Origin of the sequence: Vibrio sp. D404a, assembly GCF_030248535.1 — a bacterium.
In the GTDB taxonomy this organism is placed as follows: Bacteria; Pseudomonadota; Gammaproteobacteria; order Enterobacterales; family Vibrionaceae; genus Vibrio.
This window is the reverse complement of the sequence record NZ_JAHGAJ010000033.1, coordinates 1-18,083: the sequence shown is the minus strand read 5'-3', so window position 1 is coordinate 18,083 and position 18,083 is coordinate 1. Positions and strand designations below refer to the sequence as shown.

General features: G+C 46.5%; 18 protein-coding genes. 13 read left to right on the top strand and 5 right to left on the bottom strand.

What is annotated here, in order from left to right; genetic code table 11:
• Window positions 1–80: 80 nt before the first annotated feature.
• Window positions 81–995 (top strand): TIGR03899 family protein, encoded by a 915-nt coding sequence (locus KI655_RS18890; RefSeq protein WP_285407896.1) that lies wholly within the window; start codon window positions 81–83, stop codon window positions 993–995.
• 95 nt (window positions 996–1,090) lie between these two features.
• On the opposite strand, the gene cysC is transcribed toward KI655_RS18890, so the two are convergent.
• The 4 genes from cysC to cysD form a co-directional block, all read right to left on the bottom strand.
• Window positions 1,091–1,711: an adenylyl-sulfate kinase gene (cysC, locus tag KI655_RS18885; protein ID WP_285407894.1), complete on the bottom strand. Its 621-nt coding sequence runs from the start codon at window positions 1,709–1,711 to the stop codon at window positions 1,091–1,093.
• A gap of 24 nt (window positions 1,712–1,735) precedes the next feature.
• The gene (locus KI655_RS18880; protein ID WP_285407893.1) at window positions 1,736–3,460 is read right to left on the bottom strand and encodes an SLC13 family permease; all 1,725 of its coding nucleotides are present in this window, start codon (window positions 3,458–3,460) and stop codon (window positions 1,736–1,738) included.
• A gap of 61 nt (window positions 3,461–3,521) precedes the next feature.
• Window positions 3,522–4,949: a sulfate adenylyltransferase subunit CysN gene (gene cysN / locus KI655_RS18875; RefSeq protein ID WP_285407892.1), complete on the bottom strand. Its 1,428-nt coding sequence runs from the start codon at window positions 4,947–4,949 to the stop codon at window positions 3,522–3,524.
• Between the two features lie 18 nt (window positions 4,950–4,967).
• On the bottom strand, window positions 4,968–5,912 hold the full coding sequence (gene cysD, locus KI655_RS18870; protein WP_285407969.1) for a sulfate adenylyltransferase subunit CysD: 945 nt from the start codon (window positions 5,910–5,912) through the stop codon (window positions 4,968–4,970).
• A 402-nt stretch (window positions 5,913–6,314) separates the two neighbouring features.
• On the opposite strand from cysD, the gene KI655_RS18865 reads away from it, so the two are divergent.
• From KI655_RS18865 to KI655_RS18820, 10 genes are all read left to right on the top strand, one after another.
• Window positions 6,315–8,291: a bifunctional 2',3'-cyclic-nucleotide 2'-phosphodiesterase/3'-nucleotidase gene (locus KI655_RS18865; protein WP_285407891.1), complete on the top strand. Its 1,977-nt coding sequence runs from the start codon at window positions 6,315–6,317 to the stop codon at window positions 8,289–8,291.
• A gap of 315 nt (window positions 8,292–8,606) precedes the next feature.
• Window positions 8,607–9,194: a DedA family protein gene (locus KI655_RS18860; protein ID WP_285407889.1), complete on the top strand. Its 588-nt coding sequence runs from the start codon at window positions 8,607–8,609 to the stop codon at window positions 9,192–9,194.
• Entirely contained in the window at window positions 9,191–10,324 is a 1,134-nt protein-coding gene (locus tag KI655_RS18855; protein WP_285407888.1) for a D-alanine--D-alanine ligase, read from the top strand. The genes KI655_RS18860 and KI655_RS18855 overlap by 4 nt, the downstream gene beginning before the upstream one ends.
• Before the next feature lie 19 nt (window positions 10,325–10,343).
• Window positions 10,344–10,886 carry a hypothetical protein gene (locus tag KI655_RS18850; protein ID WP_285407887.1) on the top strand — a complete coding sequence of 181 codons (543 nt, stop codon included), beginning with the start codon at window positions 10,344–10,346 and terminating at the stop codon, window positions 10,884–10,886.
• 2 nt (window positions 10,887–10,888) lie between these two features.
• A complete protein-coding gene (locus KI655_RS18845; protein ID WP_285407886.1) occupies window positions 10,889–11,638 on the top strand; it encodes an NRDE family protein in 750 nt (249 codons plus the stop codon).
• A gap of 12 nt (window positions 11,639–11,650) precedes the next feature.
• Window positions 11,651–12,088, top strand: a complete 438-nt coding sequence (locus KI655_RS18840) for a YHS domain-containing (seleno)protein (protein ID WP_285407884.1) — start codon at window positions 11,651–11,653, stop codon at window positions 12,086–12,088.
• Window positions 12,089–12,100: 12 nt separating this feature from the next.
• On the top strand, window positions 12,101–13,864 hold the full coding sequence (locus KI655_RS18835; protein ID WP_285407883.1) for a lysophospholipid acyltransferase family protein: 1,764 nt from the start codon (window positions 12,101–12,103) through the stop codon (window positions 13,862–13,864).
• Between the two features lie 77 nt (window positions 13,865–13,941).
• Window positions 13,942–14,508 (top strand): Crp/Fnr family transcriptional regulator, encoded by a 567-nt coding sequence (locus KI655_RS18830; protein WP_285407882.1) that lies wholly within the window; start codon window positions 13,942–13,944, stop codon window positions 14,506–14,508.
• Between the two features lie 57 nt (window positions 14,509–14,565).
• Entirely contained in the window at window positions 14,566–15,018 is a 453-nt protein-coding gene (locus KI655_RS18825) for a GNAT family N-acetyltransferase (protein ID WP_285407880.1), read from the top strand.
• Window positions 15,018–15,863, top strand: coding sequence for a DMT family transporter (locus KI655_RS18820; RefSeq protein ID WP_285407878.1), 846 nt, complete (start codon window positions 15,018–15,020; stop codon window positions 15,861–15,863). Before KI655_RS18825 ends, KI655_RS18820 begins: the two co-directional genes overlap by 1 nt.
• A gap of 26 nt (window positions 15,864–15,889) precedes the next feature.
• On the opposite strand, the gene KI655_RS18815 is transcribed toward KI655_RS18820, so the two are convergent.
• Window positions 15,890–16,450: a LysM-like peptidoglycan-binding domain-containing protein gene (locus tag KI655_RS18815; protein ID WP_285407876.1), complete on the bottom strand. Its 561-nt coding sequence runs from the start codon at window positions 16,448–16,450 to the stop codon at window positions 15,890–15,892.
• Window positions 16,451–16,664: 214 nt separating this feature from the next.
• Between KI655_RS18815 and KI655_RS18810 the strand changes: the two genes are divergently transcribed.
• Both KI655_RS18810 and KI655_RS18805 read left to right on the top strand, forming a co-directional pair.
• Complete coding sequence (locus tag KI655_RS18810) at window positions 16,665–17,285, top strand: FKBP-type peptidyl-prolyl cis-trans isomerase (RefSeq protein WP_285407874.1); 621 nt, start codon at window positions 16,665–16,667, stop codon at window positions 17,283–17,285.
• A gap of 129 nt (window positions 17,286–17,414) precedes the next feature.
• The gene (locus tag KI655_RS18805) at window positions 17,415–17,909 is read left to right on the top strand and encodes a DUF2780 domain-containing protein (protein ID WP_285407872.1); all 495 of its coding nucleotides are present in this window, start codon (window positions 17,415–17,417) and stop codon (window positions 17,907–17,909) included.
• Window positions 17,910–18,083 lie beyond the last annotated feature (174 nt).

Genomic DNA, 18,083 nt, shown 5'->3' with positions numbered 1-18,083 from the left:
AACAGCCCCTAGTCACAAGTTCAATAAAGAGTTACATTTTAGCCAGTTACATTTCTGTCTTAAGGTTTGTAGGTATCGCTATGTCTGACTTTCAACAGCCCGTGATCATTGAGCATGTAAACGACGCTGCTCCTAAACAAGAGAAAAAACCTCATATCACCGATAGCGCCAGTCGAATGCTGAATATCGCGCAAAACTTCGGTTTGGATGCGCTGCTTACACCAGAAAATAAAACATCTGACAAAGGTGAAAAATCACTGATTGAGCGCGCTCTTTTGCGTGAGAAAAAGCGTAAAGAGTTACGTCAAAAGAACCTCGAACAGATCCTTAAGCTGGCGCATATGTCATGTAAAGATGAGGCCGCAGGCGACCCAGACCAAGATTGGCTGTACCGCTTTTTCGATATGGCACAAGAGATTCATAATAGCTCAATGCAGAGATTGTGGGCTCAGGTGCTAAAAAGAGAAGTAACCAACCCCGGCTCGACGTCAATGAAGGCGTTACAGATCCTGCAAGATATGACACCTAAAGAGGCACTGACCCTGCAACGTGCCGCTTCATTAGGGTGTAGCTTTGGTAGTGACCATAGCCGTAAGTTACTGCTCGGTTTCAAAACGCAGGCAGGTTTGTTCAGCTTTGGGAAAAGAAGTGGTGCGAGCACCATCAATTTAGGCAGCCATAACCTACCCTACTCAAGTCTGCTGCACTTGATTGAACTGGGAATTCTACATGGTACAGAATTAGAGTCAGGAGAGATCGATTTCGATCCCGCGCTCAACTTAACCTATCAAGGCAAGCCGATGGCGATCACGCCACTCTCAAAGGGAGTAAAGTTGGTTTACTATCGCTTCAGCCCAACGGGTAATGAGTTGTGTGTTTTACTCGGAAACAAACCGAACAGTGCTTACTATGACCAGCTCATTGCTCTGCTCAGTCAAAAGTTTACCGTCCAAGCAGAAGCAAAACCCGGCGGCAGCGTCAACCACACCGTATAAAGCAACATAGTCTAATAGAACAATATAGTCCTATAAAACAACATAGCCTTGGCGATAACCAAGGCTATAGAGTGTTAGTTGCCAATAAGTTAGTGTTAATTAGCGATAATCTTGCGTGCTTCTAACGCTTCTATACACTGCTCGACAAGCTCATCAAGCGACTTATCTCCGGCCGGAAGATCGATTTCTGGCGTTTCAGGCGCCTCATAAACCGAGCTGATTCCCGTGAAATTCGGGATCTCGCCGGCTCGCGCTTTCTTATACAGACCTTTAGGGTCACGCTGCTCACACACCTCAATTGGCGTGTTCACATACACCTCCAAAAACTCACCGTCAGGCAGTAGGTTTCTTACCAGCTCACGCTCAGCTTTATGGGGAGAGATAAAAGCAGATAGCACGATCAAACCAGCATCTGCCATCAATTTTGCCAACTCACCGATACGACGAATATTCTCGCGACGGTCTTGCTCAGAGAAACCAAGATCGCTGCACAAACCATGACGAACATTATCCCCATCTAACAAATAAGTATGGTAACCCAGCTGCGCCAAACGAGTTTCTAGCGCACCTGCTACCGTTGATTTGCCCGAACCGGACAGTCCCGTGAACCACAATACCACGGGCTTCTGTGATTTCAGCTGAGAACGAAAAGCTTTATCAACAGAGTGCTGATGCCAGACGATGTTCTCATCTTTGGGTTTAACTGCAGTGGTCATAATTAGTCCTTTAAATAAACAGCATTAAAATGGGAAAAAATAAGGGATAAGGCTAAGTACTAACCCTGAATACACAATCGAGATTGGGATACCGATACGTAGGTAGTCGGTTAGGTGATAGTTACCCACGCTGTACACCAGTAGATTGGTTTGATAACCATAAGGCGACATAAAGCTAGCACTGGCGCCAAACAGCACCGCCATAATAAATGGCATAGGATCAACACCATAGCCAATGGCCATGCTATAACCGATAGGAAAAGAGAGTGCCGCCGCTGCGTTATTGGTCACCAGCTCGGTCAATACTAAGGTCATCAAATAGGTGGCCACCAGCGCACCAAACACGCCCCAACCATTGAATGCCTCGATAAACATTAAGCCCATCTGCTCTGACAAACCGGAAGAGATCATCAGCTGCGCAATTGACAAGGCAGACCCCACAATCACCACAATATCCACCGGAAAGCGGCGTCTTAGCTCACTCAGTTGCACCACTCCGAGTGCAACCAACAGCAGCAGGAAGCCAGCCAATCCCTTGATGATCGGCAGTATGTCGGTAAGTGCTAAACCAATCACGGAAGCAAAGCCCAGTAATACCCAAGCCGATTTGTCTGAGTCAAGTTTGGCACTGGAATCCAGATCATTCATCAACACAAATTCTTTGCTGTGCTGTTGGCGTTGCTCTTCAAAGCGTTTCCCCGGCACCAATACCAATGTGTCGCCCGCAGTAAGCGTGATATTACCTAACCCGCCCTCAAGGCGTTCATGGCCACGGCGAATCGCTACTACTACCGCGTCAAAACGGTCTCTAAACTGGCTGGTTTTCAATGTCTTATTGCACACACTCGCCGATGAACTTACCACTACTTCAACAAAGTTCTGACCATTAAGGTGATGTTGTCCAAACAGTGTTAGTCCTTGGATCTCTTGCAGAGTTGCAACACTCTCGACATCGCCACAAAACAAAAGGCGATCGCGTGCTTGTAGCACGAAGTCTGGGTCAATTGAAGCCGTTGTCTTACCATCACGAATCACTTCCGCAAGAAACAGCTTACGCAGTGCTCTAAGGTTATTTTCACTTACGCTACGTCCCACCAGCGGTGAACCGGGTTCAACGCGAGCCTCCAAGAAATAAGGCAATTCATCTTGTGAACCATCATCGTAACTAGGCAGGAAGTAACTCAGTGGGATCAAGATCAACACACCACCGACCAATACCGCCAAACCGATCAACGTCGGTGTAAAGAAGTTCAAACTCGGTAAGCCTGCATCTTCAACAAAGCTGTTGATGATCAAGTTGGTTGAGGTGCCGATCAATGTCAGGGTTCCACCCAAAATCGCAGCGTACGAAAGTGGGATAAGTAGCTTAGAGGGTGCATGTTGCTGATTGCGTTTGATCGCACCGATCAATGACACGACAACAGCAGTATTATTAGTAAAGGAAGAAAGTAACGCTGTGGAAACACCCAACTTTGCCACCACTGTACCAAGCCGACCTTCTGAAATGTTTCGGCTTACCCAGCTGATTAAGCGAGTTTTCTCCAACGCACTTGAAGCGAGAATTAGCAACACTAAAGTGAGTAGTGAAGAGTTAGTGAAGTTGCCTGCCAGACTGGATACATCAATCATTCCAGCCATAAACGCAATGAAAGCTGCACCAGCAAAAATAAAGCTCGGCTTAATACGCGTCGTTAGAAGGCAAGTTACGATGCCAAGCAATAGCGCTAATACAAATCCTTGTTGCCACATATACCTGTCCTTGGATAGCGAGAGCCGAAGCTCCCGCCTATTGCTTTACATCGAAACGTAATTACTTAAGTAATTGACTGATATCTTTGGCATCCCAGTGTGGGAAGTGCTTACGAACCAGAGCATTGAACTCGATTTCAAACGCTGAGAAGTCACCGACTTTCTGCTCAACAGAATCTAAACGTTCACGGATTAGACCTGCACCAACAGTGACGTTGGTTAGGCGGTCAATCACGATAAAGCCACCGGTATCCGCACTATCACGGTATTTATCCAGTGCCACAGTCTCGTTCAGTGACCACTCACACAGACCGATACCATTGAGAGGCAGCTCTGATGCTTCATGAGTCGCAAGATTGTTGATGTCATATTGATGACGAACAGCGCTCACTTGGCCAACCGTCTTCTTACCCGCAACCTTGATGTCGTACTCACGACCCGGTTGCAGAGCTTGCTCCGTCATCCATACCACGTCCGCCAGAATGTGATTGGTAGATGCGACTTCTGCATTCTCAAGCACAATCAAATCACCACGACTGATGTCGATTTCGTCTTCAAGCGTCAAAGTCACAGCAAGACCTGCTTGCGCCGACTCTAGGTCGCCATCAAAAGTAACAATGCGTGCCACTTTCGAGGTTTTACCTGAAGGAAGCGCCTTGATTTCATCACCGACTTTTACGCTGCCAGAAGCAATCGTGCCGGCAAAACCGCGGAAATCTAGGTTTGGACGGTTCACGTATTGAACAGGGAAGCGGAACTCGCCTGCTGAGCGTTTCTGATCGATATCAACGTTCTCAAGCACTTCAAGTAGCGATGGACCTTCAAACCAAGACAGCTCTTGGCTAGCCGACGCCACATTAGCGCCTTCCAATGCTGACACTGGCAGGATCTGAATGTTGGTTTCGCCCTCTAGGTTTTCAGCAAACTCTAGGTACTCATTGCGAATCTCTTCAAAGCGCTCTTGCGAGTACTCCACAAGATCCATCTTGTTAACCGCAACCACAAAGTGTTTCAAACCAAGCAGGTTAGAAATGAACGAGTGACGACGTGTTTGATCCAGTACGCCTTTACGCGCATCAATCAAGATCACCGCCAGATCACAAGTCGATGCACCGGTTGCCATGTTACGCGTGTACTGCTCATGCCCCGGGGTATCAGCAATAATGAACTTACGTTTTTGAGTCGAGAAATAACGGTATGCCACGTCAATGGTGATACCTTGCTCGCGCTCTGCCTGCAGGCCATCCACCAGTAGAGCCAAGTCAGGCTTCTCACCGGTAGTACCAACACGTTGGCTGTCGTTATGTACTGCTGCAAGCTGATCTTCATAGATCTGCTGCGTGTCATGGAGCAAGCGACCGATCAAGGTACTCTTACCGTCATCTACCGAGCCACAAGTTAGAAATCTAAGCATCGATTTATGTTGGTGCTGACTCAGGTAACCCTCGATCCCAAGTTCAGCCAATTCAGCTTCTACTGCACTATTCATTTTTCTTTCCTTAGATCCTTAGAAATAACCTTGACGCTTTTTCAGCTCCATCGAGCCTGATTGATCGTGGTCGATCGCACGACCTTGTCGCTCACTAGAGGTGGCCACCAGCATCTCTTCAATGATGCCCGTTAATGTGTTGGCTTCAGATTCAATTGCGCCCGTCAACGGGTAGCAGCCAAGTGTACGGAAGCGCACACTCTTCTCTTCAATCACCTCGCCTTCTTGAAGCTCCATACGGTCATCATCGACCATAATCAACATGCCATCACGCTCCACTACTGGGCGCTTATCGGAGAGGTAAAGTGGAACAATCTCGATGTTTTCTAGGTAGATGTATTGCCAGATATCCAGCTCAGTCCAGTTAGAAAGTGGGAATACACGAATGCTCTCGCCTTTGTTCACTTGACCGTTGTAAGTCTTCCATAGCTCTGGGCGTTGGTTCTTTGGATCCCATGTATGGTTCTTGTCACGGAATGAGTAAACACGCTCTTTAGCACGTGACTTCTCTTCGTCACGACGCGCACCACCAAAGGCTGCATCAAAACCGTACTTGTTTAACGCCTGCTTAAGGCCCTGAGTCTTCATGATGTCCGTGTGCTTTGAAGAGCCGTGGACAAACGGGCTACAACCCATTGCTAGACCTTCAGGGTTCTTGTGTACCAAAAGGTCAAAACCGTATTTCTCTGCCGTGCGATCACGAAACTCGATCATTTCACGGAATTTCCAATCGGTATCTACGTGAAGAAGAGGAAAAGGGATTTTGCCCGGATAAAACGCTTTGCGAGCTAGGTGAAGCATCACAGAAGAGTCTTTACCGATGGAGTACATCATCACTGGGTTATCAAACTCAGCCGCTACTTCACGGATGATATGTATACTCTCCGCTTCAAGCTGTTTTAGGTGGGTTAAACGTTCTTGGTCCATTTCAGTGCTTCCTTTAAGGCTCGTATCACGAGCAATGCAATACTTGTTCAATCAAGCATGGGAGTTAACTCATTCACCGTGATGTGAATTGGAGTATCAGACGACAACCACAATTTCTGTGTGATGCAATAGTGCCCAATACGCCCTCAATGAAAGCATTATGACGAGCCTCTCATATTACTGGAAATTCTAAAATTTCATTTTTTATTCGAAAAGCTGATAAGGAATGGTTGTAACATTTATTCCTTATAAAAATGAATGGACTACCTTTAATAAGCACTTGTTGTGTAGGGATTGAGCGGTTTGGGATAAGGGTGGCAGAACAGCATAAAGTAATAAGATCCATGTCACGAATTAACACATGTCGTACTCATTGTTTCATTCCACTTTGTTACATTACGCAACAAATTCTTCCCCATCCAATCTTGGAGCTCCATAATGAAAGTTGCAATGAAGCCTTTATCACTTGCAGTACTGGCTGGACTAGGTTTTACACTAGCTGGCTGTACAACAACCCCAGACACAGATGAAGTAATCAAACTGCGCGTTGTAGAAACGACTGACATTCATACTAACCTAATGGATTACGACTACTACAAAGACAAGCCATCACAAAAGATCGGTTTGGCGCGTACTGCAACTCTTGTAAAAGAAGCTCAAGGTGAAGTAACCAACAGCATTCTTGTTGATAATGGTGACTTACTGCAAGGCAGCCCTATGGGTGACTACATGGCAGACAAAGGCATTGTCGCGGGTGAAGTACACCCAGCATACAAGGCGATGAACCAGCTAGATTACGATGCAGCAAACATCGGTAACCACGAATTCAACTACGGTCTTGAGTTCCTAGAAGAGTCAATCAACGACGCTGATTTCCCATACATCAGTGCTAACGTATACGACGCAGAAACGAAAGAGCACTACTTCACACCATACATCATCAAGACACACACCTTTGCTGATACTGCGGGCGTAGAGCACGAAGTAAAAGTGGGCTACATCGGTTTTGTTCCACCACAAATCATGACGTGGGATAAGAAGAACCTTGAAGGCAAAGTGATTGCTCGTGACATCGTTGAAACTGCGAACGAGCTAGTACCTCAAATGAAGGCTGAGGGTGCAGACGTGATCGTTGCTATCCCTCACTCTGGCGTATCTCAAGACCCATACAAAGCGGGTGAAGAGAACTCAACGTTGTACCTATCTGAAGTAGAAGGCATCGATGCAATTGCATTCGGTCACTCTCACGCAGTATTCCCGGGTAAAGGCTTCGACAACATCCAAGGTGTTGACAACCAAGCGGGCACAATGAATGGCGTAGCGGCAGTTATGCCAGGTCGTTGGGGTAGCCACGTAGGTATCATGGACCTAACGCTGGCGCAAAAAGACGGCAAATGGGAAGTGGTAAAAGGTCAATCTGAAGCGCGTCATATCTACGACAAAGTAGAGAAGAAATCACTGGCTGCAGCAGATGAAGGTATCGTAACAGCGCTGGAAAAAGACCACGCGGGTACTCGTGACTTTGTAAACCAGCCAATCGGTCAAGCTGATGACGTGATGTACAGCTTCCTATCACTGGTACAAGACGACCCTACAGTTCAAATCGTTAACCTTGCACAGAAGGACTACGTTGAGCGCTTCATCCAAGGCGACCCAGACCTAGATGGCACACCAGTACTTTCTGCAGCGGCACCATTTAAAGCGGGCGGCCGTAAGAATGACCCAGCAAACTTTACTGAAGTAGAGTCTGGTCAACTGACTTTCCGTAACGCTGCTGACCTTTACCTATACCCGAACACACTTGTTGCGATGAAGGTAAAAGGTAAAGAAGTAAAAGAGTGGCTTGAATGTGCTGCAGGCCAGTTCAATCAGATCGACGCGAACTCAACAGCACCACAGCAGCTGATCGAGTGGGATAACTTCCGCACCTACAACTTCGATGTTATCGATGGTGTGAACTACCAGATCGACGTGACTCAACCGGCTAAATACGACGCTAACTGTAAAGTGGTAAACCCTGATTCTCAACGTATCGTTGGTCTGACTTACCAAGATCAACCAATCGATATGGAACAGGATTTCTTGATTGCGACCAACAACTACCGTGCATACAGCGCGAAGTTCCCGGGCACAGGTGTTGAGTACATCGCATTTGATGCGCCAGACGAAAACCGCACTGTTCTTGCAAACTACATCTCTCGCGTAAGCAAAGAGCAAGGTAAAGTAAGCCCAACAGCAGATAACAACTGGTCTTTTGCTCCTATCGAGACAAGCAAGAAGCTAGACATCCGCTTTGAAACGTCACCAAGCGAGAAAGCAGCACAATTCATCAAAGAGAAGGGTCAATACCCGATGAAACGTGTTGCGACTGACGATGTTGGCTTCGGTGTTTACCAAATCGACCTAACTAAATAAGATTTTCAATAATCTTTAGTTAATGTTTCAAAGGCTGAATTTAACGATTCAGCCTTTTTTATATAGGTAAATCGCCCCTTTAAAAGTCTTTATTTTTCTGTACCTTAATCATCAATTAGTCTTAATTTAAAGCAAGATCCTCATCCCATAGATTCACAACTCCCCCACCTTGTTTTAACTCCCTAGTACAGACAATAAGTACAAAAACTCCACAACTCACTGCAAGTTTTTCTCCACTGCTCGTGTCTATTTCATTTACTACACTCAATGAGTGGTCAATAAGCCATTCATATATAGGATAGATAGGGATATTTAATGAGCGCCGTCGAAAGCATTCAAGCATGGTTAAATTCTGGAGAGGAGTCGCTGCTCTGGCTGATGCTCGGCATTATTGCGCTTTCTTATCTGCTTGAAGATTTAGCGATTGTGTCTGCAGCAGGGTTAGCGACTCAAGATCTCATTCCACCGCAATATGCGCTACTTGCGATTTTCATCGGTATCGCGACGGGTGACTTAGGGCTTTACTACCTCGGTAAATCAGGGCGCTACTTTAGAGGTGTTCGCTATAAAGCGCTGACCAATCGATACTTCCGCGCGCTTCGAGCTAGGCTCCGTCAAAACGCATTCAACAGTCTATTTATCATTCGCTTTGTTCCGGGGCTGCGCACGATTGGGTTTACCTTAAGTGGTTTTTTCGTCATCCCTCTTCCTACTTTCCTGTTTGCCGTGATTAGTGCGACTGCACTCTGGACTGGCGTTGTCTTCTCGACCATCTACTATTTAGGGACATCTGCGTGGCTGCAAGCCTCTGAATATCAATGGGTCGTTATCCCGTGTGCTATCGCGTTGTTGTTTTTCAGCAATCGGTTAATCAATAGAACTTACTCTAGAGGATTATCATGAGTTCACCGCAAGATATTCGTATTATTCCGGCACATCAAATTAATGCAGGGATGCCTTTACTCGAAAAAGATACCGTGCGCAGCGTGTCTCCCTATGAGTTTCTTCCTGCTTGGTTTTTCTACACGCCTGTCGTGCTTCAGAGCTTGATGCAAGGGTTACGGCATTTTGACTGGGCATTGCCGCTTATCGCAAATCCAAGTATCAAACTCAGTGGTATGGTCGGTGAATCCAAACACGATATCTTGAGCCTTGCAGGATCGTCGAGTCAGCGCTGGATCTCACCGTTCATTACTCTCACAAAGACGGATCTTAACAGTCATAAACAAGCCGCAGATGCGTATCGTGCCTTGATCCAATCCGACCTTGATTTCCCACTCGTCGCCAAACCGGATCTGGGTTGTCGAGGTGCAGGTGTCAAACTGATCAATAGCCAAGATCAGCTAGAACAGTACATTGCATCCTTCCCAAATCAGGCTCGATTTTTACTGCAAGAAAAGGCGCCCTATCAAGCTGAAGCCGGCGTCTTCTATGTTCGCTATCCAAATAAAAAGCAAGGTGAGATCATCTCGATCACCCTCAAATATTCACCAATGGTGACAGGGGATGGCACCTCCACACTCAAGCAGTTAATTGAAAGCAATCCAAGAGCTGGGCAGATCAGTCACCTCTATCTCCCAAGGCATAAAGGCAAGTTGGATCATGTGCTCGCAGAGGGTGAAGAATTTCAACTGGCATTCGCAGGCAGCCACAGTCGCGGCTCTATTTTTAGAGATGGCAATCAATACATCACCAAAGCGCTAACTGAGCGTCTAGATGAGATATTTAACGACTTCGATGGCTTCCATTATGGACGACTGGACGTCAAATTCAGGGACATACATAGCCTGATGCAGGGCGAAGATTTTACGATCCTTGAGGTTAATGGCGCGAGCAGTGAAGCGGCACATATCTGGGATCGAAACACACCGCTGAAAGAGATATTTTCTACGCTACTTCAGCAATATCGCATTCTTTATGACATTGGCGCTCAACAGAAACAACGGGGCCACCAGCCTCCCTCTTTCAAGAGCTTAATTGAGGCGTGGCAAGAAGAGCGACGCCTTGTTCAACAATATCCAACCACCGATTAACTTTGTACGAGGATCATGAATGAACCCGATAGCCCAACCGAGCGCCCTCACTTCTTTCTCTCCTAGTATCAAAGGAGCGGTAGAGATATTGAACCAAGGCCTAGAGTTTTTGTTAGCCATTTCTGACAGCGACTATTTGACAAACGCTAAGCCTCACGTCACCAGCTCTATTGGTGAACACACACGTCATACGCTCGATCTTTTCCACGCTTTGATTTTAAACGAGGACTCAAGCGTCGATTACAACACTCGCCGCCGTGGTCACCCAGTTGAGTACGACCGCTCATTGGCTGTAAAAGAGATCCATTACGTGATCAACTGGCTTGAGCGATTAGACCACAGTGATCTCAAAGCGCCTATCACTATCCAAACTGAGGTTTCGATGGATAGTCAGGTGTTCGCCAGCTTGCCTTCAACGCTAGAAAGAGAGATCACCTTTGCCGCTCTGCACGCCAATCATCATTACGCGATGATCAAAGTGATCACCACCTTCCTCGAAGTCGACACCTGTAAAACCTTTGGCTATGCCCCAACCACCAGCAGTTATCTGAGGGAGCAATAATCATGTGTTCAGTATCTTGGCTGCTTGAAGAAAACGGCTATCAGGTTTTTTTCAATCGTGATGAACAGAAAACACGAGCATTGGCGATGCCGCCTAAACAGTACCAAGTGAATGGTGTCGATATCATCATGCCACTCGATCCTACTGGTGGGGGAAGTTGGATCAGCATTAATGAGTTCGGGCTTTCGCTGTGCCTACTCAATAACTACCAAGGCATGATGCCAGTCGGCCCATTAGTCAGCCGCGGTTTATTACTCAAAAACCTATCCTCGAGTCGTAATCTCAGTCAGCTTTCCGAGGCTTTTCATAGGCTCAACTTACATTCATTTGCACCATTTACCCTACTGGCTTTTGCACCGAATTTAACGCAGCGCAATGGTGTAGTTATTGCCTACATGTGGAATGGCGTTCAACAGAGAATTATTGAAACCGACTCACCACTGTTCTCATCCGGGGTTGATTTAGAGCGAGTCCAAGCCTACCGACAAGCCAAATACGATCAACTCATCGCAACAGGGAAGAACCAACAGAATTTACTCAAATTTCACTCTCACCATCACAGTGAACAACCCCATTTAGCGACCTGTATGCACCGTGAAGATGCACACACCGTTAGCTTTACCCACTTACGTAATTTGCACGGTCACGCCTCTATGTTTTATGCACCCGGCTCGCCTTGTGAACCAATCAACCCATGTCAGATAAATCAACAGCGCTTTACCTTCGATTTATCACCAGCAATCAACCTATAGATGGAGCCCACCATGAGAAAACTCATCACCATGCTCATGCTACTTGTTAGCCCGTACGTATTTGCCGCCGACGAAATCTATACCGGCTTCTTTAGCAGCAAGGCACTCGACGGCTACGATACCGTGGCTTACTTCACTTCAGGTAAGCCTGTTGAAGGAAGCAAAAAATTCAGTACCGAATACAAAGGCGCGGATTGGTACTTCTCCTCTGAAAAGAATCTGACTTTATTTGTTAATAATCCTGAAAAATATGCGCCTCAGTATGGTGGTTATTGCGCATGGGCTGTTTCTGCCAAAAACGACTTCGCACCGGGCGATCCACAGTATTGGACCATAGTTGATGACAAACTTTACCTTAACTACGACCAAGAGATTCAGGAGACCTGGGAACAAGACCGTGCACAGCATATTCAACAAGCCGACAAAGCTTGGCCGCAGCTGATAAAATAAGGTAGCTTCATTATGATTGATAGTCCTTTTCGTTTACCACGTTACACGCCTTTTGGTTTAGGTGAGTCTGTTGTCGAGTGGGCAACTGGGCTATCTAAGCTAGACCGACTCTATCAAGATCGACAAGACGAGTTATCTAGCTTCGAATTTATGAATTACACTCTATCGGCGCTCAATATCGACTACTCGGTTGCATCGGGAAGCACGCAAAACATACCAGAAGAAGGGCCTGTTGTGATTGTAGCGAATCACCCGCTTGGTGCCATTGAAGGAGTTATCCTTGCAGATCTCGTAGGATCGGTAAGAAAGGATGTGAAGGTCTTAGCGAATGAATTACTCAAGCGACTGCCTGAACTGGATGATCTTTTCATCGGTGTTGATGTCTTCAATAGCAAAGAATCGAAACGCACCAATGCCAAGGCGATTCGTGATGCCAATCGTCACCTAGCCGACGGTGGTCTGTTGATTGTATTCCCAGCAGGTGAAGTCTCCAGTTATCGTAAAGGGGCAAAAACGCTCACCGATATCGAATGGAGCAAATCAGTCGCAAAATTCGTTAAGCGTCATCAAGCCACGACCGTACCTATCTTTATCAATGGCAAAAACAGTGAGCTTTTCTATCAAGCAGGTCGAGTTCACCCATTACTGAGAACCGCTCTGCTCGGGCGCGAACTCCTCAATAAACGTGCATCTACTATTTCGATTTCGATTGGCTCATCGATTCCATACTCTGAGATAAAATCGTTTGAAAAAGAGATGGATATCGTCAACTACCTGCGGCTCAACACCTATCTAATGAGCCAACAACAGAGCTCGCACGCACCAATCCATGCGCCCTCTTTTGATACCCAGGTGATAGCACCAATATCTCCAGAGGTATTAGCAATTGAGATAGGTGGGCTCCCAGAAGAGATGAAGCTTCTTGAGCAAGGTGAATTCGAGGTCTACTGTACCCCAAGCCAATCTATTCCTAACCTGATGCGTGAAATTGGTCGAGTCAGAGAAGAGAGCTTTAGAGAAGTTGGTGAAGGCAGCGGGCTTGCCTGTGATTTGGATGAGTACGACCTTTACTACCATCAGCTGTTTGTGTGGAATAAAACCAAGGCTGAATTAGTCGGGGCTTATCGATTGGGTATGGTCGACAAGTTAATCGCCGAGCACGGGTTAGAGCAACTCTATTCTCGCAGCTTGTTTAACTACAACCAAGAGTTCATCGATACCTTAGACAACAGCATAGAGCTTGGCCGTTCAGTGGTGAGCAAGCCCTATCAAAAGAGCCTAAACTCACTGCTACTGCTGTGGAAAGGCATCGCGACCTTTGTCTCCCAACACCCTCAATACACTCACCTATTCGGGCCGGTCAGTATCAGTAATGATTACAGCCACAATGCGCGCCTGTTAATCGCGACCACCTTATCAATCCACCATTATGATGAGGAAAAGGCGAATCTAGTTTCTCCTTCTTCCCCTCTTAATACCAATAGTCACGTGTTTTGGCAGAATCACCTATTGTCATCACTGGCGAGTGTGCCTCTACTTTCAAAGGTGTTGGCACGCATGGAGCAGGGAAAAGGGCTACCGGTACTATTGCGTCAATATCTCGGGATGAACGGCAAGTTAGTCTGCTTCAACGTCGACCCATCGTTTAATGACGCCCTGGATGGCCTGATTGTCGTCAACCTCAACAAGGTACCACTGAAAACCCTAGCTAAGTACATGGGCAGAGAACAGGCTCAAACGTATTTGGAACGCCATAATCCCGCCCAACTTCAGTAACTCGACATCACCTTGCCCTATACCTAAGCCATAGAAAGTGCGATTATCTTCGCATTGAAATGGCTTAGGTAGTGACCATGTACCACGCATTAACAGAACAACTAGAAAGCTTTGGCTTTACCCCGTCCCAGATTGAATCTCTCTTAGAGATCGCTAAACCATTAGAATTACCGACTCGACACATTCTCACCAATCAGGGCGAGGTACCGGATTCGTTTTACTTCATCGTTGAAGGTCTATGCCACGCTTGTTATCTAACAGAAGAGGGTAAGCAATTCAGTAAGGAGTTCTATTGGGAGCATGATTGGGTGATCGGCTTTGAGAGCTTAATCAAGCAGCAGCCCTCTCCGTACCTGCTAGAAACACTCACTCCTATTTCATTGTTTGAGTTACCCATGCAGGCGCTAACAGAGTGGCGCGACACCAATAACCCTCTTTACCTTAAGCTGCTCGAAACTCAGTTGATGCACAAAGAGAACAAAGAGCGCTTCATGCTGCTTTACACTCCTGAGCAACGCTACCAGCTGTTTTGTGAACACTACCCAGACCTTATGCAGCGTCTAAACGACAATCAAATCGCTGCCTATTTGGGGATTACCGCGATCAGTCTTAGTCGAATTAAGAGCAGAATTAACAATGGTTAATGCACAGCTTAGTCAGCCTTGTTAGATTGACGCCAAGTACAGTTTTAGGAAGATATTATGATCACTTGGTCTACCCCCACCTTTGCCGAATTAACCACAACGGAACTCTATGAGTTATTGAGACTGCGTGTGGATGTATTCGTTGTTGAACAGACTTGCCCGTACCCTGAACTCGACGGGAAAGACACGCAGCAAGGTGTCCGTCATTTGCTCGGATATGAGGATGGTCAACTGGTCGCCTGTGCTCGCTTACTGCCAGCAGGTACAACCTATGACAACGTCAGTATTGGTAGAATCGCAACCAAAGCAGAGGCGCGAGGGGCTGGTTTAGGTCATAAACTCTTAACGCAAGCAATCGAGCATTGCCATACATTGTGGCCACAGAGCACCATAGATATCGGTGCTCAGCAACACTTAGAAGCCTTTTACCAAAGTCACGGCTTTGTGACGATCTCAGAGATGTACCTTGAGGACGATATTCCACATATCGATATGAGATTACAGGGCTGATGTCCAACATCACGCTTGGGATCTTGCTGCTTGTTGCGGGCAACTTTTTTGCCTCGCTCTCTGACGTGGCGGTGAAACTGCTCAATGGTGAAGTGCCGCCACTGCAATACATCTTCTTTCGCCAACTATTGTCACTGCTTTTAATTACGCCATTGTGGTTAAAACAAAGCAAAGTACAACGCCAACTCAAACAGGCAAAAATCACCTTTGCTCGTGGGCAACTGATACTCATCGGTAGCGGTTGTATGGTGGTAGCGATTACCCACCTTCCGTTGGCGACGGCTAATGCGGTATTTTACGTTGCGCCACTGTTGATGTTGCCATTGTCGATACTGCTATTGAATGAGCGCCCTGCTCTCGGAAAAGTTATCGCGACCACGGTAGGTTTTGTGGGTGCCCTGATCGTATTGAGACCCTCACAATTTCATTGGGCGGCAGTATTTGCGCTTGGTACGGCATGTACCCTAGCGCTGTTCAATGTCTTGGTTCGCAAGCTCCCGAGTGAACAATCGGTAGTGACGACACTTTGGTGGACTACTCTGTTCTCGCTACCCGTTTCTTTAATACTTTGCGTACTATTTTGGTCACCAGTGTCTTGGGGGCACCTTGGTTATATCGCCTTAAGCGCGACTCTAATATTGGCTTACAATGGATTGGCTGTTTCAGCGTACCAAAAAGCACACTCTAGTCAGATTGCACTGGCTGAGTACTCGGGCCTCGTCTTTGTAGCACTCATCGGGATGATTTGGTTTAACGAAATCCCGGATATCCTGACCTTTATCGGTATCCTGCTGATTGTGTTACCTCTGGCTCCGATTCCACGCATAAAAAAAGGAGCGAGATAATCGCTCCTTTGTGTCTCTATCGTTATTTATTTGCTGCGGCCAAAGCCACCGTCAGATAAACGGAAGAACATCACCGAACTCCCGCCTTTCTCAAGCTGAAGAATATCCAACTGACCGTTCTCTGCTAGCTTGAAGCGCACTAGTTGCCCTTTTCTGATCTGGCTAAGCGGTTTGTCATCACCCTCGATACGAACCAGCGCATTAAGATCGGACAGAGGCAGTTGGTTATTACGAAATACCTGAGCCAAGGTATCACCTTGTTTGACTAGATACTCTTTCCAATGACTCGATTTCAGAGACTGTTGTTGTTCACTCTGCTGCTCACTTAAACCCACCGTATTAATTTCTAACTCGACACGACTGGTCGCTGGAGTGCTCTCGACAACCTCGGTCTTTGGAAAAGGAATAAGCAAAAGCAGCAACACAACCGGTGTCAGCACCATCAACGCGCGTTGGTGCAATTTGGGTAAGCTCTGCCATAGGCCACGAATCTTCTGTTTCGTTTCCTCAAACTCGATAGCACTGAGTTTATCTTTGCACAGCTGCAAATAATCTACTTGTTGTTTCTTCTTATGACGACGATTCATACTACTGCGCCCTAACTATTGATTAACTACAGTATAAAAACCAAAACTTGAACAGTATAGATTTTTCCTCCATTACGGGAGCAATGCAATAAAAATAGTGCCATTGTGATTTGAGTGCACTAAAGCTAGAGCGAATCAGGGTGTAGCCGTTTCTTCGAGCTGTTAATACTGGTATTCTTACCTTTTTCGTACTGACACAAAAAGAGTAACTTTCATGTCTGAAGTAAAATTTGAAACTGTAGAGCAAAAAGCTAGCTACGGTATCGGTCTACAAATGGGCCAACAACTTGCTGGTTCTGGTCTTGAAGGCCTAAACGTTGACGCAATCGCTGCTGGTATCGCAACAGCTCTAGTTGGCGACATGCCAGCTATCGAAGTTGACGAAATCAACAACGCACTGCAAGAGCTACACACTCGTGCAGAAGCTATCCGCCAAGAAGCAGCTAAAGCAGCTGCAGCTGACGGTGAAGCGTTCCTAACTGACAACGCTCTACGTCCAGAAGTAACGGTTCTTGAGTCTGGCCTACAGTACGAAGTAATCACTGAAGGTACTGGTGAAATCCCAACTGCTGACAAGCAAGTTCGCGTTCACTACCACGGTGAGCTAACAGACGGTACTGTATTCGACAGCTCTGTATCTCGCGGTCAACCAGCTGAGTTCCCAGTAACTGGCGTAATCCAAGGTTGGGTTCAAGCTCTACAAATGATGCCTGTTGGTTCTAAGTGGAAACTATACATCCCACAAGATCTTGCATACGGTGAGCGTGGCGCAGGTGCTGCTATCCCTCCATTTGCAGCTCTAGTATTCGAAGTAGAACTACTAGCTATCCTTTAATTTTATAAAGCCTTAGTAAACAATAAACTAAGCGCAAATAAAGTTAAATTAATGCAACGGCGATGTAACAACATCGCCGTTTTTCGTTTATAGTGGAGGGACGATTACTTTATTACTTAAGGAAGAATAATGAAGAAAGCTCTCATCACAGTATTCAGCGCACTTGCAGTAGCATCTTGCGCAAGCACTTCAGATCAAGCCTCAACTAGCGCAGCAGCGACGACTGATTACTCTCAACTGACTCAAACCGCACTGATGGCCGCCGTTAACATGTGGTCGCAACAGAACGAATCGACACCGTTGGCCGATACAGTAGCAAGCCAAGCTTCTGTAACGAGCGACCAAGCACTAGGTGGTATTGGTTCAATGCTTGCACTTGCACAAAACTCTCTGGGCAGCGCCGATAACAAAGAGTTGTCATCTCTAATTCCAGGCATGTCAACGCTAGAGTCTACAGGCCTAACATCTATCCTGAATTCACAAGGCGCGGTTGAAAGCGCATTCTCAGGTCTAGGTATGGACTCTTCAATGATCACGACCTTTGCACCAATTATTCTACAAGCACTGCAATCACAAGGTGCAACCTCTGGTTTGCTTGACTCGTTGTCAGCAATTTGGAGTTAATCCTCCAAACGGACGCAACTTTAGACAGTTTTAATCAAGGGCACTTCGGTGCTCTTTTTTGTCGGTGTTAGAAATTGAGATACGAGATACGAGATACGAGATACGAGATACGAGATACGAGATACGAGATACGAGATACGAGATACGAGATACGAGATACGAGATACGAGATAC

Excerpts from the sequence above, each read along its gene's own strand:
- KI655_RS18890 (WP_285407896.1), top strand. The coding sequence starts at position 81 with ATGTCTGACTTTCAACAGCCCGTGATCATTGAGCATGTAAACGACGCT.
- cysC (WP_285407894.1), bottom strand. The coding sequence starts at position 1,711 with ATGACCACTGCAGTTAAACCCAAAGATGAGAACATCGTCTGGCATCAG.
- KI655_RS18880 (WP_285407893.1), bottom strand. The coding sequence starts at position 3,460 with ATGTGGCAACAAGGATTTGTATTAGCGCTATTGCTTGGCATCGTAACT.
- cysN (WP_285407892.1), bottom strand. The coding sequence starts at position 4,949 with ATGAATAGTGCAGTAGAAGCTGAATTGGCTGAACTTGGGATCGAGGGT.
- KI655_RS18865 (WP_285407891.1), top strand. The coding sequence starts at position 6,315 with ATGAAAGTTGCAATGAAGCCTTTATCACTTGCAGTACTGGCTGGACTA.
- KI655_RS18860 (WP_285407889.1), top strand. The coding sequence starts at position 8,607 with ATGAGCGCCGTCGAAAGCATTCAAGCATGGTTAAATTCTGGAGAGGAG.
- KI655_RS18855 (WP_285407888.1), top strand. The coding sequence starts at position 9,191 with ATGAGTTCACCGCAAGATATTCGTATTATTCCGGCACATCAAATTAAT.
- KI655_RS18850 (WP_285407887.1), top strand. The coding sequence starts at position 10,344 with ATGAACCCGATAGCCCAACCGAGCGCCCTCACTTCTTTCTCTCCTAGT.
- KI655_RS18845 (WP_285407886.1), top strand. The coding sequence starts at position 10,889 with ATGTGTTCAGTATCTTGGCTGCTTGAAGAAAACGGCTATCAGGTTTTT.
- KI655_RS18840 (WP_285407884.1), top strand. The coding sequence starts at position 11,651 with ATGAGAAAACTCATCACCATGCTCATGCTACTTGTTAGCCCGTACGTA.
- KI655_RS18835 (WP_285407883.1), top strand. The coding sequence starts at position 12,101 with ATGATTGATAGTCCTTTTCGTTTACCACGTTACACGCCTTTTGGTTTA.
- KI655_RS18830 (WP_285407882.1), top strand. The coding sequence starts at position 13,942 with ATGTACCACGCATTAACAGAACAACTAGAAAGCTTTGGCTTTACCCCG.
- KI655_RS18825 (WP_285407880.1), top strand. The coding sequence starts at position 14,566 with ATGATCACTTGGTCTACCCCCACCTTTGCCGAATTAACCACAACGGAA.
- KI655_RS18820 (WP_285407878.1), top strand. The coding sequence starts at position 15,018 with ATGTCCAACATCACGCTTGGGATCTTGCTGCTTGTTGCGGGCAACTTT.
- KI655_RS18815 (WP_285407876.1), bottom strand. The coding sequence starts at position 16,450 with ATGAATCGTCGTCATAAGAAGAAACAACAAGTAGATTATTTGCAGCTG.
- KI655_RS18810 (WP_285407874.1), top strand. The coding sequence starts at position 16,665 with ATGTCTGAAGTAAAATTTGAAACTGTAGAGCAAAAAGCTAGCTACGGT.
- KI655_RS18805 (WP_285407872.1), top strand. The coding sequence starts at position 17,415 with ATGAAGAAAGCTCTCATCACAGTATTCAGCGCACTTGCAGTAGCATCT.